Annotated in this window: 16 protein-coding genes; 10 read left to right on the top strand and 6 right to left on the bottom strand. The window is 54.4% G+C overall.

What is annotated here, in order from left to right; genetic code table 11:
- Nucleotides 1–15 precede the first annotated feature (15 nt).
- From nudK to EC836_RS23225, 3 genes are all read right to left on the bottom strand, one after another.
- A complete protein-coding gene (gene nudK, locus EC836_RS23235; protein WP_123337627.1) occupies nucleotides 16–594 on the bottom strand; it encodes a GDP-mannose pyrophosphatase NudK in 579 nt (192 codons plus the stop codon).
- Between the two features lie 110 nt (nucleotides 595–704).
- The gene (gene ansP / locus EC836_RS23230) at nucleotides 705–2,171 is read right to left on the bottom strand and encodes an L-asparagine permease (protein WP_123337625.1); all 1,467 of its coding nucleotides are present in this window, start codon (nucleotides 2,169–2,171) and stop codon (nucleotides 705–707) included.
- A 335-nt stretch (nucleotides 2,172–2,506) separates the two neighbouring features.
- Nucleotides 2,507–2,782 (bottom strand): DUF1471 domain-containing protein, encoded by a 276-nt coding sequence (locus tag EC836_RS23225; RefSeq protein WP_123337623.1) that lies wholly within the window; start codon nucleotides 2,780–2,782, stop codon nucleotides 2,507–2,509.
- Nucleotides 2,783–3,027: 245 nt separating this feature from the next.
- Between EC836_RS23225 and narQ the strand changes: the two genes are divergently transcribed.
- The 3 genes from narQ (at nucleotide 3,028) to acrD (ending at nucleotide 8,751) form a co-directional block, all read left to right on the top strand.
- Nucleotides 3,028–4,779, top strand: a complete 1,752-nt coding sequence (narQ, locus tag EC836_RS23220; protein ID WP_123337621.1) for a nitrate/nitrite two-component system sensor histidine kinase NarQ — start codon at nucleotides 3,028–3,030, stop codon at nucleotides 4,777–4,779.
- A complete protein-coding gene (locus EC836_RS23215; RefSeq protein ID WP_123337619.1) occupies nucleotides 4,776–5,405 on the top strand; it encodes a response regulator in 630 nt (209 codons plus the stop codon). The genes narQ and EC836_RS23215 overlap by 4 nt, the downstream gene beginning before the upstream one ends.
- A 232-nt stretch (nucleotides 5,406–5,637) precedes the next feature.
- The gene (acrD, locus tag EC836_RS23210; protein ID WP_123337617.1) at nucleotides 5,638–8,751 is read left to right on the top strand and encodes a multidrug efflux RND transporter permease AcrD; all 3,114 of its coding nucleotides are present in this window, start codon (nucleotides 5,638–5,640) and stop codon (nucleotides 8,749–8,751) included.
- 94 nt (nucleotides 8,752–8,845) lie between these two features.
- Here acrD and ypfM read toward each other — a convergent pair whose 3' ends face one another.
- The 3 genes from ypfM to EC836_RS23195 form a co-directional block, all read right to left on the bottom strand.
- On the bottom strand, nucleotides 8,846–8,905 hold the full coding sequence (gene ypfM / locus EC836_RS23205) for a protein YpfM (protein WP_101505280.1): 60 nt from the start codon (nucleotides 8,903–8,905) through the stop codon (nucleotides 8,846–8,848).
- A 177-nt stretch (nucleotides 8,906–9,082) separates the two neighbouring features.
- Complete coding sequence (locus tag EC836_RS23200; protein ID WP_123337615.1) at nucleotides 9,083–9,277, bottom strand: hypothetical protein; 195 nt, start codon at nucleotides 9,275–9,277, stop codon at nucleotides 9,083–9,085.
- A gap of 252 nt (nucleotides 9,278–9,529) precedes the next feature.
- The gene (locus EC836_RS23195; RefSeq protein WP_233599397.1) at nucleotides 9,530–11,128 is read right to left on the bottom strand and encodes a carbohydrate porin; all 1,599 of its coding nucleotides are present in this window, start codon (nucleotides 11,126–11,128) and stop codon (nucleotides 9,530–9,532) included.
- A gap of 616 nt (nucleotides 11,129–11,744) precedes the next feature.
- Here EC836_RS23195 and licT point away from each other — a divergent pair.
- The 7 genes from licT (at nucleotide 11,745) to EC836_RS23160 (ending at nucleotide 18,987) form a co-directional block, all read left to right on the top strand.
- Nucleotides 11,745–12,590: a BglG family transcription antiterminator LicT gene (gene licT, locus EC836_RS23190; protein WP_123337751.1), complete on the top strand. Its 846-nt coding sequence runs from the start codon at nucleotides 11,745–11,747 to the stop codon at nucleotides 12,588–12,590.
- Nucleotides 12,591–12,695: 105 nt separating this feature from the next.
- Nucleotides 12,696–14,603 carry a beta-glucoside-specific PTS transporter subunit IIABC gene (locus EC836_RS23185; protein WP_123337611.1) on the top strand — a complete coding sequence of 636 codons (1,908 nt, stop codon included), beginning with the start codon at nucleotides 12,696–12,698 and terminating at the stop codon, nucleotides 14,601–14,603.
- Nucleotides 14,604–14,613: 10 nt separating this feature from the next.
- The gene (locus EC836_RS23180) at nucleotides 14,614–16,086 is read left to right on the top strand and encodes a glycoside hydrolase family 1 protein (protein ID WP_123337609.1); all 1,473 of its coding nucleotides are present in this window, start codon (nucleotides 14,614–14,616) and stop codon (nucleotides 16,084–16,086) included.
- A 109-nt stretch (nucleotides 16,087–16,195) separates the two neighbouring features.
- Complete coding sequence (locus EC836_RS23175; protein ID WP_123337606.1) at nucleotides 16,196–17,119, top strand: AEC family transporter; 924 nt, start codon at nucleotides 16,196–16,198, stop codon at nucleotides 17,117–17,119.
- A gap of 147 nt (nucleotides 17,120–17,266) precedes the next feature.
- Nucleotides 17,267–17,650 carry an ArsC family reductase gene (locus tag EC836_RS23170; protein ID WP_123337604.1) on the top strand — a complete coding sequence of 128 codons (384 nt, stop codon included), beginning with the start codon at nucleotides 17,267–17,269 and terminating at the stop codon, nucleotides 17,648–17,650.
- A 2-nt stretch (nucleotides 17,651–17,652) separates the two neighbouring features.
- The gene (dapE, locus tag EC836_RS23165; protein ID WP_123337602.1) at nucleotides 17,653–18,780 is read left to right on the top strand and encodes a succinyl-diaminopimelate desuccinylase; all 1,128 of its coding nucleotides are present in this window, start codon (nucleotides 17,653–17,655) and stop codon (nucleotides 18,778–18,780) included.
- 18 nt (nucleotides 18,781–18,798) lie between these two features.
- The gene (locus EC836_RS23160; protein ID WP_123337599.1) at nucleotides 18,799–18,987 is read left to right on the top strand and encodes a YpfN family protein; all 189 of its coding nucleotides are present in this window, start codon (nucleotides 18,799–18,801) and stop codon (nucleotides 18,985–18,987) included.
- Nucleotides 18,988–19,186: the final 199 nt, after the last annotated feature.

Raw genomic sequence — 19,186 nt, 5'->3', positions numbered from 1 at the left:
CAATGCGCGTGAGCGTTAGAGGTGGAGCCAGCCTGCGATCAATGCGTGCTGTAGCAGCGTGACGGTTTTACCGTCTTTGATGCGCCCGTCTTTGATCATCGCCCAGGCCTGCGGGAAAGGGATTTCCATCACGTCGATATCTTCGTCGTCAACGCCACCGCCGGCATTGTCGCGCTGCGATTCGCTGTATTCCGCCGCGAAGAAATGCACCACCTCGGTTACGCCGCCGGGCGACATAAACAGTTCGAACAGCTTTTCAACTTCGCCTATCGCATAGCCGGTCTCTTCAATCGCCTCTTTGCGAATGCAGTCCTCGGGGGAGTCATTATCCAGCAGTCCGGCACAGGTTTCGATCAGCATGCCATCGGGATTGCCGTTCACCCAGGTGGCGATACGAAACTGGCGGGTCAGCACCACGCTGTTTTTCTCACGATTGTAGAGCAGGATCGTCGCACCGTTGCCGCGATCGTAAACTTCACGCTTGTGGCGGATCACCGCGCCGTCTTTTGCGGTCAAATCGTAGGTGAAATTACGCAGGACGAACCAGTTTTCTGACAGGACTTTATTTTTGATGATGTCTATCTTGGCGGACATACAGGCTCCGTGAAAGTTTCAGGAGCCTGTCATCATAGAACGGGTACGGAGGGAAAACTATCTGAAACACCGGCCGGGCTGAAAACAGCACCAGCCGGTAAACAGCGGGTTTACTTCATCATTTTTTCAGCGGAAGCGTGCTGCTCTTCGGACAGAGACTGAGCACGTTTACGCACGAAGAACCAGCCAACAATCAGCCAGACGGCGATCAGCGGAATCGACGCGATGGTGTAGGTACCGTTCGGGTAGTCAAACGCCATCAGCACCAGCACGCTGAACAGGAACAGCAGCGTCAGCCAGGAGGTGAACGGTGCCCACGGCATCTTGAAGCTGACATCATCCGCTTTCCCTTCTTTGATGGCTTTACGCAGGCGCATCTGGCACACCACAATAAAGCCCCAGGACGAGATGATGCCCAGCGCCGCCACGTTCAGCACGATTTCAAACACGCTGGCTGGAACGATGTAGTTCAGATACACGCCAACGATGTAAACGCAGACGGTCACCAGAATACCGGCATACGGCACCTGTGAACGGCTCATCTTAGACAGGAACTGCGGTGCAGAACCGCCCATCGACATAGAACGCAGAATACGGCCGGTAGCGTACAGGCCCGAGTTCAGGCTCGACAGCGCCGCGGTCAGGACCACGATATTCATGATGCTGCCCACGTAAGGCACGCCCAGCTTGCTGAAGAAGGTCACAAACGGACTCTGGCCTGCCTGATAGGCATTCCACGGCAGCAGCAGCACCAGCAGCACGACGGAACCGACGTAAAACAGGCCGATACGCCAGATCACGCTGTTGATCGCTTTTGGCAGCATGGTTTTCGGGTCTTTACACTCTCCGGCAGCGGTACCCACCAGCTCGATAGAGGCGAAGGCAAAGACCACGCCCTGCACCAGCACCAGCGCCGGCATCAGGCCGTTAGGGAACATCCCCCCGTTGTCGGTAATCAGGTGGAAACCGGTCGCGTTGCCGTCCAGCGGTTTACCGCTGCCGAGGAACACCACGCCCACCACCAGGAAGATGGCAATCGCCAGCACTTTAATCAGCGCGAACCAGAACTCCATCTCGGCAAACCAGCGCACGCCGATCATGTTCATGGTGCCGACGATAGCCAGCGCGCCGAGAGCGAAGACCCACTGCGGTACATCACCGAACGCGCCCCAGTAGTGCATGTAGAGTGCCACGGCGGTAATGTCGACGATACCGGTCATCGCCCAGTTGACGAAGTACATCCAGCCAGCCACGTAAGAGGCTTTTTCGCCAAGGAATTCGCGCGAGTAAGAAACGAAGCTGCCGCTGGACGGGCGGTGTAATACCAGCTCACCCAGGGCGCGTAAAATGAAGAAGGAGAAGATACCACAGACTAAATAGACGAGGGCCAGTGCCGGCCCGGCAACCTGCAAACGCGCACCGGCACCGAGAAACAGACCCGTACCGATGGCGCCACCGATAGCAATCATCTGCACGTGACGATTATCCATCGCTTTGTTATAGCCGGAATCCTGCGAATTTAACCAGCGTCTTTTGGCAGCGCGTTTTTCTGCGCCAGATACTTTATCAGCTTTCATTTTCTATCCTATTGTCCTGTCCACAAGTGATGCGGTTACCCGTCCTGGTATCCTGTTATTTTTATGCTCCGACCAAACGATTGCGTCGGCTGCTGCAACATTGATTCGTTACCCGATGCACTGTAGTTATATTTAAAGACACGCGGGAAATTGCGGCGATGCATCCTAACCGTTCTGTCAGGTCGACGCAAAAAATCCGCGGGCGAAATCGTGAGGTTTTGTAATTTTTGTCGATTGGCGCATAAAAAAACCGGTCACAATTTGTGACCGGCTAGTGAAAGCACTAAGGACTACACAGGGACTACACAGGGACAGGGGTATTACAGGGTAAAACGTTAGCGATAAATCTCAGCGGTGCCGCTCCACAGGCTGGAGTCGCCCGGGGTGTCAGCGCGAACAACGCGGTAGTGGCTTGCGCCCAGTTCTTCCGCTTTTTTCGCCAGCTGATGGGTTGCATCATCCAGCGAACCTCTGACACCGGAAACGGAAACGCTACCGATACTTTGCATATTCATAGCCTGGCTACCGTCAACCGGCGTGGCAGCCAGCGTAGAGAAAGAGGTCGCAGCTAGTAAGGTCGCCGCGATCAGTGCGGGTAGGGTCTTGTTCATCTTGATGCTCCTCAAACGGTACGGGTTAGTTACGGAGCTAATTATTACCAATACAATGAAAAGCAGAGTGCGGCGTGGGTAAAAGCATTAAAGCATTGTCAGCGCTACGTAGCCTAACGCCAGCTAATGTCAGTGAATGTGCCTGAATAAGACGGTTGTAACAGAAATGGAATCACGCAGGATGGTGACTTCAGATGCAGCGGCGCTTTGGTTACAATACCCATATTTAATTCAGGGAAATATACATGCCGGCAGTCAAACGTTCCGTCACCCACAGCATTGCACGCACGCTGTTCGCCATTGTACTGCTGTCGGTATTTTCCAGCGGGCTGGCGCTGCTGACGCTTTCAGGTAGCCTGCGCGATGCGGAGGCCATTAATCTGGCCGGTTCGCTGCGTATGCAGAGCTATCGGCTGGCGTGGGATATCACCTCGCATTCCGCCCAGCAATCTGAGCATATCCATCAGTATCAGCAGACTCTGCAGGCCCCGGCATTACAATCGCTCGACCGGTTTTATGTGCCGGACGCCGTTAGCCAACGCTATCAGGACCTGCTCTCCTCCTGGCAACGACTGCAGCCCTCGCTGAATTCCGAACGCCCGGAAATTAATGACGAGCACGTCACGCGGATAATCCATTCGGTGGCGCAGATTGACCACTTTGTGCTGGCGCTGCAGCACTGGGCAGAGCTGAAAATGCGCATTGTCGCGCTGACCTGCCTGCTGGGGTTTGCCGCGATCGCCCTGCTGGTAATCCTCACGCTGCGCCACATTCGGCTGAAAATCGTCGGGCCGCTGCGCCAGTTGCTCAGCGCCAGCGAAGCCGTTGAGCAGACGCATTTTACCCTGCCGCCGCTGAGTACCGATCTCGATAATGAGCTTGGCGTGCTGGCGCGGGCCTTTACCCGCATGTCAGGCGAACTGGATAAGTCGTGGACGGCGATGTCGCAAACGGTACGCGCAAAAACCGAAAGCCTGACCCTGGCGAATCGTCGTCTGACCCTGCTTTATGCCTGTTCCCAGCGGCTCAGTCGCAGCGTGGAGGGCCGCGAAGCGTTTCAGCTGACGCTGGCGCTGGTGCTGCGCCATGAACGACTCAGCAGCATTGAGTTTTCCGTGCCTGACTTCGGCGCTCTGAGCGCCGGGCACAGAGATCCGCAGCTGCCGTGGCATTCGATTACCCTCTACCTCAGCCATCAGCCGCAGCCCTGCGGCGTCCTGCGATGGCAGGCGCACAGCAGCGAGCCGCGCCTGATGCAGGGCGTGGCTTCCCTGCTGGTTCATGCGCTGGAACTGTGGCAGGCGCAGCAGCAGGTGCAGACGCTGCTGCTGCTTGAAGAGCGGGCAACCATCGCCCGCGAGCTGCACGATTCGCTGGCGCAGTCGCTGACGTTTTTACGTATTCAGATTGCGCGACTAAAGCGCACGCTGCAGCCGGACGCCACGCAGGCGCAAACGGTGGTGGCCGAGTTTGAGCAGGCGCTGGCGGCCGCCAACCGGCAGCTGCGCGAGCTGCTGACCACCTTCCGCCTGACCATCGAACCCGCCAGCCTGGCGCGAGCGCTGGAACAGGTCGTCGCGCCTCTGCGCCCGCAAAGCGACGCCCGGATTTTACTGCAGTGCGATATTAACGGGCAGCTACAGGCCCAGCAGCAAATTCACGTGCTGCAAATCGTCCGCGAAGCGCTGCTCAATGCCATTCGTCACGCGCGTGCACAGGAAATTACCGTCAGCGGCCACCGCAGCGATCGGGGGGAGCTGACTATTGCCGTCACAGACGATGGCATTGGGATTGCCAGCCAGCAGGCCCCCCCGGATCACTACGGGCTGAGCATCATGCACGAACGGGCGACCAGGCTGAACGGCACGCTGAACATCACGCGTGGCGAAACCGGCGGCACCTGCGTTTCACTGAAATTCATACCGGTAACGGAAAGTGTATTGCTTGCTACGGCAGACGCCATTCCACCGTCCACACATTCAGGGAGTGAACGATGACCGACACCGCTGTTCGCGTTTTAATTGTTGACGATCATCCGCTGATACGTCGCGGGCTGCAGCAGCTTTTGCTTCTGGACAGCCGTTTTCAGCTGGTTGCTGAAGCGAGTAACGGTATGGAAGCGCTGGCGCTGGCGCGGGAGACGCAGCCGGATCTGCTGCTGCTGGATCTTAATATGAAGGGGCTTTCAGGCCTTGAAACGCTACAGATACTGCGCAGTGAATCCCTCCCCTGTCGGGTGGTGATCCTCACCGTATCCGACAGCCGCAGTGACTTCTTTACCCTGCTGGATGCGGGCATTGACGGCTATTTGCTGAAGGACGCCGAACCGGAACAGATGCTGGCGCAGATTATTCATGTGGCCGAAGGTGGGCAGGCTTTTAGCGACTCTATGCAGATCTGGCGCGACAGCCGCGCCTGGGAGGGCGATCCCTTCGCGATCCTCACTGCCCGCGAGCTGGACGTGCTGAAAGAGGTGGCGCGCGGTTTGTCGAATAAAGAAGTGTCCGTGAATCTGTCGATTTCCGAACAAACGGTCAAGGTACACATCCGCAGCGTGCTGCGCAAACTCAACGTACGCTCGCGGGTTGCGGCTACCGTTCTCTGGCTGGAGTCACATCAGTGACACAATACGTCAGGAAGTAAATAAACCCGTGTAATTTTCCACGCTAATTTACACTTTCTCCTCATTTTCTCCACGATTTCGATCGACCAGGCAGGTAAAGTGGTAAATCGATGGAGCCTGTTGAATCGGTTGATAAATCCGCTCCGCACCGGACGCCTCATTTCAGCGCCAAACGGATATGGCTGGTGACTTCTCTTTCTTTATACTCAGATAATCAGCTGCGGAGCTTGCAATGGCGAACTTTTTTATCGACCGCCCCATTTTTGCCTGGGTGCTGGCGATTATTCTCTGCCTTACCGGCGGCCTGGCGATTATGTCGCTGCCGGTAGAACAGTACCCCGATCTGGCCCCGCCTAACGTTCGTATCACCGCAAACTATCCCGGTGCCTCTGCCGAAACGCTGGAAAATACCGTCACTCAGGTCATTGAGCAGAATATGACCGGCATCGACAACCTGATGTATATGTCATCGCAGAGCAGCAATACCGGCCAGGCAACGATCACCCTCACCTTTGAAGCGGGCACCAACCCCGATGAAGCGCGCCAGCAGGTGCAAAACCAGCTGCAAACCGCGCTGCGAAAACTGCCACAGGACGTGCAGTCGCAGGGCGTCACGGTGAATAAAACCGGGGACACCAATATCCTGATGGTCGCCTTTGTCTCCACCGACGGCAGCATGGACAAGCAGGATATCTCTGACTACGTGGCCAGTAATATTCAGGATCCGCTGAGCCGTATTGACGGCGTTGGCCAGGTCGATGCCTACGGTTCTCAGTACGCGATGCGCATCTGGCTGGACCCCAATAAACTGATTAACTACTCGCTGACCACCGCCGATGTGGTCAGCGCGATTGAATCACAAAACAGCCAGGTTGCCGTCGGCCAGCTCGGCGGGCTGCCGTCCGTTGACCGACAGGCGCTGAACGCCACCGTCAACTCCCAGTCATTGCTGCAAACGCCGCAGCAGTTCCGCGACATCACCCTGCACGTTAACACCGACGGCTCCGTGGTGACGCTGGGCGATGTGGCCCAGGTGGAACTGGGCGCCGAAAAATATGACTACCTCAGCCGCTATAACGGCATGGCCGCCTCCGGGCTGGGCGTGAAGCTGGCTTCCGGCGCTAACGAACTGCAAACGGATACGCTGGTTCGCGCCCGCCTTGATGAACTCTCACACTACTTCCCGCACGGGCTGGAAGCCAAAATCGCCTTTGAAACGACGCCGTTCGTTAAGGCGTCGATTGAGGACGTGGTGAAAACGCTGTTTGAAGCGGTGCTGCTGGTGTTCCTGGTGATGTACCTGTTCCTGCAGAATTTCCGCGCTACGCTGATCCCGACCATTGCCGTACCGGTGGTGCTATTCGGCACCTTTGGCGTGCTCTACGCCTTCGGCTACAGCATCAATACCCTGACCATGTTCGCGATGGTGCTGGCCATCGGCCTGCTGGTGGATGATGCGATTGTGGTGGTGGAAAACGTTGAACGAATAATGAGCGAGGAAGGCCTGTCGCCGCGCGAAGCCACGCGCAAGTCGATGGGGCAGATTCAGGGTGCGCTGGTTGGTATTGCGCTGGTGCTGTCGGCGGTGTTTATCCCGATGGCCTTCTTTGGCGGCACCACCGGGGCGATTTACCGCCAGTTCTCGGTCACCATCGTGTCGGCGATGGTGCTGTCGGTGCTGGTAGCGATGATCCTCACCCCTGCCCTGTGCGCCACGCTGCTGAAACCGCTGGCGCAGGGACATCATCACGGTCGTCGCGGATTCTTCGGCTGGTTTAACCGCATGTTTAATCGCAATGCTGAGCGCTACGAGCGCGGCGTTGGCCGTATTCTGGCTAAGGGCGGGCGCTGGCTGGTGCTGTATCTGGCGCTGATGGTAATTATGGCGTTCCTGTTCCTGCGCCTGCCCACCTCGTTCCTGCCGCTGGAAGACCGCGGGATTTTCACTACCCAGGTGCAGCTGCCTTCCGGCTCCACGCTGCAGCAAACCATGAAGGTGGTGCAAAAAGTTGAACACTACTATCTCACCTCAGAGAAAAATAACGTGGTATCCGTGTTCGCCACCGTCGGTGCCGGGCCCGGCGGTAACGGGCAGAACGTGGCGCGTCTGTTTGTCCGTCTGAAGGACTGGAAGGAGCGTACCGGCAGTGATAACTCCTCCTTTGCGATCATTGAACGCGCCACCAAAGCCTTTGACAGCATTACTGAAGCCCGGGTGATCGCCAGCAGCCCCTCGGCCATCACCGGGCTGGGCAACTCGGCCGGTTTCGATATGGAGCTGCAGGATCACGCCGGGCTGGGCCATGAAGCCCTGATGAACGCTCGCGATATGCTGCTGGATAAAGCAAAAAATAACCCGTCGCTAACCCGCGTACGCCACAACGGTCTGGACGACAGCCCGCAGCTGCGCATTGATATCGACCAGCGCAAGGCGCAGGCGCTGGGTGTTTCGCTGGACGACATTAACAGCACGCTGCAAACCGGCTGGGGTTCCACCTACGTCAACGACTTCCTCGATCGCGGCAGGGTGAAAAAGGTTTACGTTCAGGCAGCGGCGAAGTACCGCATGCTGCCGGACGACATCAATAAATGGTATGTCAGAAACACCAGCGGGCAGATGGTGCCGTTCAGCGCCTTCGCCAGCTCGCGCTGGGAAACCGGATCGCCACGCCTGGAGCGCTATAACGGCTACTCGGCGGTAGAGATTGTCGGGGAGTCCGCCGCAGGCGTGAGCAACGGTACGGCGATGGACATTATGGAAAGCCTGGTCAGCCAATTGCCGACCGGGATTGGCCTGCAGTGGACGGGAGCCTCGCTGCAGGAGCGTATGACCGGCGCACAGGCACCGGCACTGTATGCTCTCTCGCTGCTGGTGGTCTTCCTCTGCCTGGCCGCGCTGTATGAAAGCTGGTCCATTCCCTTCTCAGTCATGCTGGTGGTGCCTTTGGGAGTGATCGGCGCACTGGTGGCCACCTGGCTGCGCGGGCTGGAAAATGACGTTTACTTCCAGGTCGGGCTGCTGACGGTGATCGGGCTGTCGGCCAAGAACGCGATTCTTATCGTTGAATTTGCCAACGAGCTGAACACGCGCGGCAGCGAACTGATCGAAGCGACGCTTGAGGCCTCCCGCCAGCGCCTGCGGCCTATCCTGATGACCTCACTGGCGTTTATCTTCGGGGTATTGCCGATGGCCACCAGCAGCGGCGCAGGCTCCAGCAGCCAGCACGCGGTCGGTACGGGAGTGATGGGGGGAATGATTTCAGCGACGGTGCTGGCGATCTTCTTTGTGCCGCTGTTCTTTATGCTGGTGCGGCGACGCTTCCCGCTGAAAGAAAAGCTTAAATAAGCAAAAGGCAGCCGGTTGGCTGCCTTTTTTAATATGGGTTACTGAAGATAAAAGCGGATTGGTTTGCCACCATGCTTCTCTCTAACTGAGCGAATTACTTACGTAACATTGCTTCGATAAAGTCTTTCCAGTTCCCTAATTCCAAGTCGATCATCATAGCCTCTCTTTTTTTGTGGGGCTATTTTAGAAGCAATATTGTGATAAGAACAGACGGAGATCGCATTTACTGCGATTGAGGAAACCACTCAGCGTGGTTTTTGCCGGATTTGTGTCAGAGCGCACAATTTGTACAGCGATTAACCTTGGCCCCCTGGCAGGGGCCGCAGCCCGGTTACTTCAGAATAATGATCTTATCGTAACCACCGCTCTCGCTGTCGATATGCGTTTTGGCATCAGGATAGTCCAGCATCACGGCTTCAACGACGTGCGCAAACTCATCACAGCGGGTCTTTTTCTTCCGCGTAAGAATGATTGTGGACTGGGTCTCTTCTACCGCATGCACTGCGGACTCTTTCAAATAGTTCATGGTTCCCCTCCTCCTGAAAATGGGTCTTCACCCTGAAGATGTTTTGCTCGCAGCCATTATCCTGCTTTGCCTTCTTCCGAATATAGATGAATCCCACAAAAAACAGAAGGGTACGAATGTCTGAGTTTGGCTTCGGGGCATCAAAAGTTCTGCGTAGCCCCGATCTGCGATAACAAATTGATTCACAGGGGAAGAAAACCACCAATACCTACCGGTGGTTTGCTCAGCATTCTCGATCCCTTTTACTGATCGTTACCAGCCAACCTCCGTCTGAACGCCGATGGTGAACTGATCTTTCTTCTGGTCCGGGAAGGTAAACTGATCCAGTTCATTGTCCAGCACGCGCAGCCAGGTGCCGTAGAAACGGATCTCCGGTCGGGAGTTCAGCAGGCTGGTATCGACTTTAAACATATGATACAGCGTGGTTTTCAAACCCGACTCGTCAAATGAGGTACCGCTGACATTCTTATTGGTCTGAGTGAAATAGCCCAACTCCACGCCGGTCTGATTGTATTTATCCCAGATCCAGGACGGACGCACGACCGCACGAACGCTGTTGAAATCTGAATGAGCACCCGTCTCATAGCTGAAAATATCATTGCCGGAAGAGTAAACCAGCGCGTTGGCCAGGATAATCTTTTCGCCAAGGTACATTTCACCCTGAGAGATCAACCGCCAGGCGAGGCCATCGGTGTGATCGCCGTAGTAATAGTTGTTCAAACCGCCAAACGGGTTGGATGAGGCGTAGCGTGAAAAGTTGCTGGCAATCGAGTTGCTGGCCGCCTGCGCGGTGAACTCATTGAAGCTGCCTTTGCCAAACTTTTGGTTATAAATAGCGCTGGCAAGAAAGGCATCTTTAAGTTTGAAGTAGCTGCCGTCGCTCTCTCCCGACTTCTGCGTCTCATCCTTATTGCCCATCATATACTTCGCGGTGAGGCTCAGATCGCCACCTTCGACCAGCGGGATATTTTTGTATCTGACCTCAACCTGGTTGGTGTTCACCTGATGAGAGGAAGTGTAATCCCGCGTGTAGAGATTAAAATCTTCGCGGGTTAACGCCAGGTCGAGTTTCCCCCATCCGGCGTGGAGATTTTCTACCCCGAATCCCGCCCCCGCGCCCGAACGATGGCTTTTCCAGTCCAGCATTTTAATTTCATACGGCGCCAGTGAGTGCTTACCCACCCAGAAATCGGCCTCTTCATCAAAGGAGAGGAATCCTTTGGTGGTCAGATACATATCAAGGATTTGCATGCGGTTTTCATTGCTGGCATCGTCGCCAAACCACTCAGTGGCATACTGCTGGCCGACGTTGCCATCAAACTTCACGATCGCCGTGGCGCTTTTATTACCTTCGCGATACACGCGCTGCTTCAGCAACAAATCGAACCATCCGGTGTACTCATTACCCAGGCGCCCCAGTGAACCAATCGCCCAGGATTTTGGTGAGCCGTTAGACGACGTTCCCCACCCGGTGCGGAAATAGCCTGCGTAGGTAAAGCCAATGTCATCTTTCACATAATCGCTCAGATCTTTCAGCGTGTACTGCTCGGCGGCGAGTTTCACTTCGCCTTTATCTTTTTCCTGCACGGTAGCGAGCGGAGAGCGAGTCGCAGATTGTGTATCAACCGGATTCGCTGCCGGTCCGCTCACGGGCGTAGCTGCTGCGCCGATCCGCGTCGCCTGCTTTCCAGCGTTATTTTCACTGGCTTTATACTGGTTAAATTCTTCTCGTGTTGCCTGTAACTCTTTTTTATTATCAGACAGTTCTTTTTCCAGAATTTTTAATCGCTGCTCAATCGATAATTCAGCCGCGGCTGCATGAGTAGAGAAAAGCGCCAGGCCAACCAGCACACAAACTGGTTTGATTTTGTATTTTTCATTTTATAACCCCAGAACCGATGGTAAAAACTCGTTTTAAACTTCCGATCGGGACGTTAATTCAGCTATCCAGAACGGAATTTTTTGCAAAAAAAAACCTGACGAAGCAGTAACAAATCGTTACGCTCCGCCAGGTTTCGCCTTTTTAAGTGACGCCCTGTGATACTGATTAAGACATTTTAAATCTGAGAAAGTAGCGCCTGATTAATATCAGTAACGCCCAACGTGTCGAAACCCTAAACATAGCATTTTACTTTTTCAATTAAATTGTGCTTCAGCTGTGATCTTCATCACTTTTGCAGGCGGATATTGGCGACCAGCAGATATAATGTGTGGCCCCGGCGGCCAACTTGCTCATAAAAAGCACAGCACCCTATGTCTGCCCGAGGAAGAAATTTGCGCCAAATCACACTTTAGCGATAAAAATTGCACTAAGACTTTACTTATATTGACTGACGCGGCCTGGCGCTATAGTGTCTCGCTAAATGCATGAAGCTTGTTACCGTTCGGCGGGCAAAACAATATTGCGGAACCAGATAATTTCTGGATTCAAATATTTTTTTGCCCGTTTTTGTTTTTGGAGTTTCTGATGCGTATAAAGCAAATACTTAATAATAATGTCGTCAGCTCTCTGGATCCCAACGGTGTTGAAGTTATCCTGACGGGAAAAGCACTGGGTTTTAACGCCAGCGTCGGTGACGAAGTGAACGTTGCCCATGTTGAAAAAACATTTCACCTTCACGATGACAAGGTCAATGACCGCTTCAAAGTCCTGCTTAATGAAGTGCCCGTTGAAATCATTCAGCTGACGGATGATATCGTTAATCTGGCCCGTTCTTCACTGAACTACCCGATTAGCGAGATAATTTATGTTTCGCTGGCCGATCATTTAAATTTTGCTATCCAGCGCAATAAAAACGGCATGGACCTGGTCTCCCCTCTGCAGTGGGAAGTCAAACACTTCTACCGCAAGGAGTATCTGGTTGGCCATCAGGCATTAGCGATTATTGCTGCCTATACGGGGATGTTACTGCCGGATTCCGAGGCCTGCAGCATTGCGTTGCATATTGTGAACTCAGGGATGCAGGCGCCCGACGGGCAGATTATAGAAATAACCAAGCTCATTCATCAGATCCAGAGCATTGTAAAATACTGGTTTGGCATTACCTTTGACGAACAGGGTATTGCTTATCAGCGCTTTATTACCCACGTGAAGTTTTTTGCTCAACGCGTTATCGGCGGCATTATCATTGAAAATGACGATGATGACCTGTTTGAGTTTTCAAATAACAAGCATGAAAAAGCCTATAGCTGCGTCAATGCTATCGGTGAGTTCACCAAAAAAAATTACCGTCACGAAATGACGAATTCTGAGAAGCTTTATTTAACGGTACACATTTATAACATTGTAAAACGTCATACAACTTCCATTTAGGCTTGTTACTGTTCAATCAGGCAAACCCCAGAAGGAGAAAGGTGCCCGGTTTAACCGGCAATTGTCTTACTGACCGCTAGGGTCTTTATCTGGAGATAACCTTCCATGGATTATCAAAAAAGCGCCAAACAAATCATCGAACATTTGGGCGGCGAAAATAATATTGATTCACTGTTTCATTGCATTACCCGGCTGAGATTTTACCTCAAGGATAACGGCAAAGTAGATCGCAGCGCGCTGGAAAATTTAGACTGCGTGATGGGCGTCAATTTATCTGGTGACCAGTTTCAGATAATCATCGGCAACAAAGTCACGCAGATCTGTAGCGCAATCCAGGCGGAGCTGCCGCATCTTAAAAAGAGCGACGACGCGAAAGAAAGCGAAGGCAAAGAGAAGAAACGGCGTAATCCCGTCTCGTCAGCGCTGGAAATTATCTCCGGAATTTTCTCCCCGATCATTCCGGCGATTGCCGGGGCCGGGATTATGAAAGGCCTGCTGTCGCTGTTTATTTCGTTCGGCTGGGTAGCGAATACCAACCAAACCTATCTTATCCTCTCGGCCATCAGCGACGGTGTTTTTTACTTTATGCCGATCGTTATCGCCTACAGTTCCGGCTTGAAATTTGGCGCGAACCCCTACCTTTCGGTGGCGCTGGCGGCCACGCTGTTTCATCCCACGCTGGTAACCCTGCTGAAGTCGGGCGATCCGGTGACCTTCTTCGATATCCCGGTTTCCGCCGTCTCGTATGCGGGTTCGGTCATCCCGATTATTCTGTCAATCTGGCTGTTGAGCTACGTGGAAGGGTTCTTTAATAAGATTATCCCTTCTGCGGTAAAAACCATGTTCGTGCCGCTGATCAGCTTACTGATCGTCGCACCGGTGATGCTGATTTTCATTGGCCCGGCCGGGATCACCGTGGGTAACGCTTTATCCGGCGGCATTATCTGGCTGGTTGAGAATATGGGGCCGCTGGCGGGCGTCATCGTTGGGGGAACGCTGTCTCTGATGATTATAACCGGCATGCATTATGTCCTGGTGCCGATCATTATCAATAATATCAGCAAGCTGGGTTACGACCCCTTCAAGATTATTATGTACGTGGCTAACTTTGGCCAGGCGGGTGCGGCCTTTGGCGTATTCCTGCGCAGCCGCAATAAAAAAACCAAAAGCCTGGCGATTTCAACCTCATTCAGTGCGCTGATGGGGGTAACGGAACCGGCGATGTACGGCATTAATATTCGCTTTAAACGACCTTTTGCCGCCGCGTTAATCGGCGGAGCCTGCGGCGGCGGCGTCGCATTGTTCTTCGGCGTAAAAGCCTATGCCTATGCGCTCAGCGGTTTGCCCGGCCTGCCGGCACTGGTGGGCCCGACGTTTGGCTGGGCGCTGCTGAGCCTTGCCGTTGCCTTCAGCGTTGCCACCACTGCTACGTTACTGCTTGGTTTTGAAGAAAAAGTGGATGGCGAAGCCGCTAAGGCCATGCCGGAAAAACCGTCGTCTTCTTCCCCAGAGGCAACGCTGCAGGCCGGGGTCAGCAACGTCAGCATCAGCCAGGATGAGCGCCTTTTCGCCCCGATAAACGGCAGTCTGATACCGCTAAGCGAGGTCAGCGATCCGGTCTTTGCGGATGAAGTTTTCGGTAAAGGTATCGCTATTTATCCTTCGGAAGGCACGCTGATTTCGCCGGTAAACGGCAAGGTAGGTTCGGTTTTCGCCACTCATCACGCCATTACCCTGGAAAGTGATTCCGGTGCGGAGATCCTGATTCATATCGGCATTGATACCGTCAAACTTAAAGGCCTGCATTTTACCCGACTGATTGAAGACGGGCAGGAGGTTAAAGTTGGCGATCCGCTTATTCGTTTCGATTTAGACGCACTGATTAAAAGCGATATCGATCCCAGCGTCATTATTATTGTCACCAATACCGAACGCTACGGCGATATTAGCCTGGTGGCAAACGGTGATATTAAATCACAGGAAGCATTCTTAAAACTTTCCGTTGCGGCTTAAGGAGTAAATAATGACTTTTTCTAAAAAATTCCCCGATAATTTTTTATGGGGCGGCGCCACCGCGGCTAATCAGCTGGAAGGCGCGTTTGATGTTGATGGTAAAGGCCTGTCGGCCTCTGATGTTTTCATTTTTGATATTAACTCGCCGAAAGAGCGCTGGCTCGATCAGTGGGCGGGAATGACCCATGCGCAGGTTGCCGAAGCGCAAAATCCTGACAGCAAAAAATACTATCCCAAGCGCCGGGGTAATGACTTTTATCACCACTATGAGAACGATATTGCGCTGTTCGCCGAGATGGGATTCAAGTGCTTCCGCATGTCGATTGCCTGGACGCGCCTTTTCCCTCGCGGCGATGAAGCCGAGCCGGTAGAAGCGGGTCTGGCCTTTTACGATCGGGTGTTCGACACGCTGCGTTCTCACGGCATTGAACCTGTGGTTTCGCTTTCCCATTATGAAATGCCGCTCACGCTGGTGACGGAGTACGGCGGCTGGCCAAACCGCCAGGTGATTGATTTTTACCTGAAGTTTGCCACCACCGTGTTCACCCGCTACCGGGAAAAAGTGAAATACTGGATGACGTTTAACGAAATCAACTGCGTTAAGCATCACCCGTACGTCAGCGTCGGCGTGATTGAAGAGAACCACCCTGCCCTTGAGCAGGCCAAGTATCAGGGCGCACACCACCAGTTTGTTGCCAGCGCGCTTGCCACCAAAGCCTGCCACGAAATCATCCCTGGCTCGCAGGTAGGCTGCATGATCAGCTACCAGATCCTCTATCCGCACACCTGTCATCCGGACGATCTGCAGGCCTGCGAAGAGGCCCAGCGCGTGTCGTTATTCTTCAGCGACGTGCAGGCACGCGGTGCCTACCCGGCGTGGACGGAAAGAATGCTGGCCGCCAAAGGCGTCAAGTTAAAAATCGAGCGCGGCGATGAGGAAATTCTCAAGCTTTACCCCGTCGATTTCGTCTCCTTCAGCTACTACATGTCCAGCACCATTAGCGCACATCCCGAAAGGCTGGAAGGAGTTAAAGGCAACCTGATCACCGGCGGCATCCGCAATCCGCATCTGCCGGAAAGCGACTGGGGCTGGCAGATCGATCCCAAGGGCCTGCGGCTGGCGCTGAATCAGCTTTATGACCGCTATAAAAAACCGGTGTTTGTGGCAGAAAATGGCCTGGGTGCGGTGGATAAGGTTGAGCAGAATGGTGAAATCCAGGATGACTACCGCATCGACTATCTGCGCCTGCATATTGAACAGATGCAGGAAGCCATCGCCGACGGGGTTGAATTGTTCGGTTACACCTGGTGGGGGCCTATCGATATGGTCAGCGCCAGCACCTCTCAGATGTCGAAACGCTATGGCTTTATCTATGTCGATCAGGACGATATGGGGAATGGATCGCTGGCGCGCTCGCGTAAGAAGAGCTTTTACTGGTATAAAAAGGTCATTGCCTCAAACGGTTCCGACCTGAGCAATTAATTCCCAGGAAAGCACGCTACATGGACTGCACCCCAAACGTTGGTTATCCGACGGAGTCAGGTGCAGTTTTTTATTTGAGTATTTTGATCTGTCAGGGATACCTGAGTTAATGATTGTCATCAACGTTCTGCTGCCTATTTTCGCCCTGATCCTGATTGGCTATGTCTGCCGTAAAACCCTGCGGCTGGGTGCCACGGCGGCTTCTGAACTGAACCGTTTTGTCGTCTGGCTTTGCCTGCCTGCCCTGTTGTTTAAATCGACGGCAACGGCAACCCTGAGCCAGATCTGGCACCCGCAGTTTATTGCCGTTTACTGCCTGAGTACCCTCGCGGTGTTTATCGTGACACTACTGATACGCTTTCGGGTGAAGAAAAATCTCGCCGAAGCCAGTCTTGACGGCCTGAGCGCCTCCTACGCCAACACCGGGTATATCGGCATACCGCTGTGTCTGCTCGTCGCAGGGCCCGCAGGCCTGGAACCGGCGCTGATTGCCACGCTGATCGTGGTGTGCCTGCTGTTTTCCCTGTCGGTGATCTGTATTGAAGTTGCGCTGCAAACCGAAAGCAGCTGGCATCAGGCGGCGCGGAAGGTGCTGATTTCGCTGTGCAAAAATCCGCTGGTAGTATCCCCCATTCTGGGCGCGTGCTGGGGCGTATCCGGTGCCGAACTGCCCGCTGCATTGTTGCAGTTTCTGACCATGCTGGGCGCGGCAACCACCCCCTGCGCGCTGGTATCGCTTGGTGCATTTTTAGCCCACAGGCAGAAGGGATCGGGTCAAGGTTCAATGCAGTTGGTCGGGATAAAGCTGATTGTTCATCCGCTCATCACCGGGATCCTGGCCTTTTATGTCTTCCATCTGCCGCCGCTGTGGGCTAAATCCGCGCTGCTGCTCAGCGCCTTACCGACCGGCACCGGCCCTTTTATGCTGGCGGAATACTATCGCCGTGAAGCGTCCGTCGTGTCCCGCGTTATTCTGCTGTCCACCCTCGGTTCACTGATCACGCTTTCGCTCTGTATTTACCTGATCGGATAAATACCCTGCCGCCCCGCTTTCCGGACGGCGGCCCGATGGTTTTTTCGGGCGGCAATCCGGGATACGCAGGGCGATCTTGCCCTCCCAATAGGGTGATTCTGTGGAATAATACCTCTCTGAACGTTTCCCGATGACAGGTAGAGTTTTATGACATCTGAAAATACGCAAAACACGCTGACCATGTACGGCATCAAAAACTGCGACACCATCAAGAAGGCGCGCAAATATCTGGAAGCCAACAATACCGCTTATCAGTTCCACGACTACCGCGCCGACGGGCTGGATGCGGCGCTGCTGGGCCAGTTTATTGCCACCCTCGGCTGGGAACCGCTGCTGAACACGCGCGGCACCACCTGGCGCAAACTGGACGAGGCGACGCGTGAAGCGGTGAATAATGCAGCAGCCGCGCAGGAACTGATGCTGGCAATGCCCGCAATCATCAAACGCCCGTTGCTCTGCGCCGCAGACGGCTCTATGCTGCTGGGCTTCAGTGAAGCCACTTATCAGCAGTTTATTCAGGAGAAGTGTTAATTATGTATTGTCCGGTCATTGAGTTGACGCAGCAGCTTATTCGTCGCCCTTCCCTCAGCCCGGATGATGCCGGTTGCCAGGCCATTCTGATTGCGCGCCTTCAGGCGCTGGGTTTTACCATTGAGCCAATGAACTTTGGCGATACCCTGAATTTCTGGGCGTGGCGCGGTCAGGGTGAAACGCTGGCGTTTGCCGGACACACCGACGTGGTGCCAACGGGCGATGCCAACCGCTGGATCAACCCTCCGTTTGAACCGGCCATCCGCGATGGCATGCTGTTTGGCCGCGGCGCGGCGGACATGAAAGGTTCGCTGGCGGCGATGGTGGTTGCCGCCGAGCGGTTTGTCGCCGCGCATCCACAGCATAAAGGTCGCCTTGCCTTCCTGATCACCTCCGACGAAGAAGCCAGCGCTGCAAACGGAACGGTTAAGGTGGTTGAAGCGCTGATGGCGCGCAACGAGCGCCTGGACTACTGCCTGGTCGGTGAGCCTTCCAGTTCCGAAGTGGTCGGCGACGTGGTGAAAAACGGCCGTCGCGGTTCGATTACCGCCAATCTGACGCTTCACGGCGTGCAGGGCCACGTGGCCTATCCGCACCTCGCCGATAACCCGGTGCATCGCGCGCTGCCCGCGCTGAACGAGTTGGTCGCTACCGAGTGGGATCGCGGCAACGAGTTCTTCCCACCCACCAGCATGCAGATCGCCAACGTGCAGGCGGGTACCGGCAGCAATAACGTGATTCCGGGTGACTTTTTCGTGCAGTTTAACTTCCGCTTCAGCACCGAACTGACCGATGCGCTGATTAAACAGCGGGTACAGGAACTGCTCGATCGCCACCAGCTGCGCTACAGCATTGAGTGGAAGCTTTCCGGCCAGCCGTTCCTGACCTCACGCGGCAAGCTGGTGGATGCGGTGGTTAACGCGGTTGAGCACTATAATGAGATCAGGCCGCAGCTTGAAACGACCGGCGGCACCTCTGACGGGCGCTTTATTGCCCGTATGGGCGCGCAGGTGGTGGAGCTTGGACCGGTGAACGCCAGCATTCACAAGATCAACGAGTGCGTGAAGGCCGCCGATCTCCAGCTGCTGAGCCGCATGTACCAGCGCATTATGGAACAGCTGATCGCGTAAGCGTTCTGAGGTGAGGATATGGAATTTATAAAAGAGTACTGGTGGATCCTGGTGATCCTGTTGATGGTCGGCATTCTGATGAACGTGTATAAAGATCTGAAGCGCATCGACCATAAAAAGTTTCTGGAAAACAAGCCGAAGCTGCCGCCGCATCGTGACTTCAACCACAAGTGGGATGATGAAGACGACTGGCCGAAGAAGAAGTAACCTGCCTTTCACTCACTCGTTTATCTGCATCACTTTTCATACGGCTCTGGGACTGCTTCCAGAGCCGCTATTGACATGCTCATAGTTCAACCTATTCTGTAGTTACAGCTACCGTCTTGAATATCAACCTGCCGCGCCGATATTTTCATCAAAATTGCACTGATGCCTGAGTACCGCATAGCACTGATGAACCAGTTTG

Source organism: Erwinia sp. JUb26 (genome assembly GCF_003751505.1).
Lineage (GTDB): Bacteria > Pseudomonadota > Gammaproteobacteria > Enterobacterales > Enterobacteriaceae > Erwinia.
The sequence above is the reverse complement of the archived record's forward strand: the minus strand, read 5'-3'. Positions and strand labels throughout refer to the sequence as shown.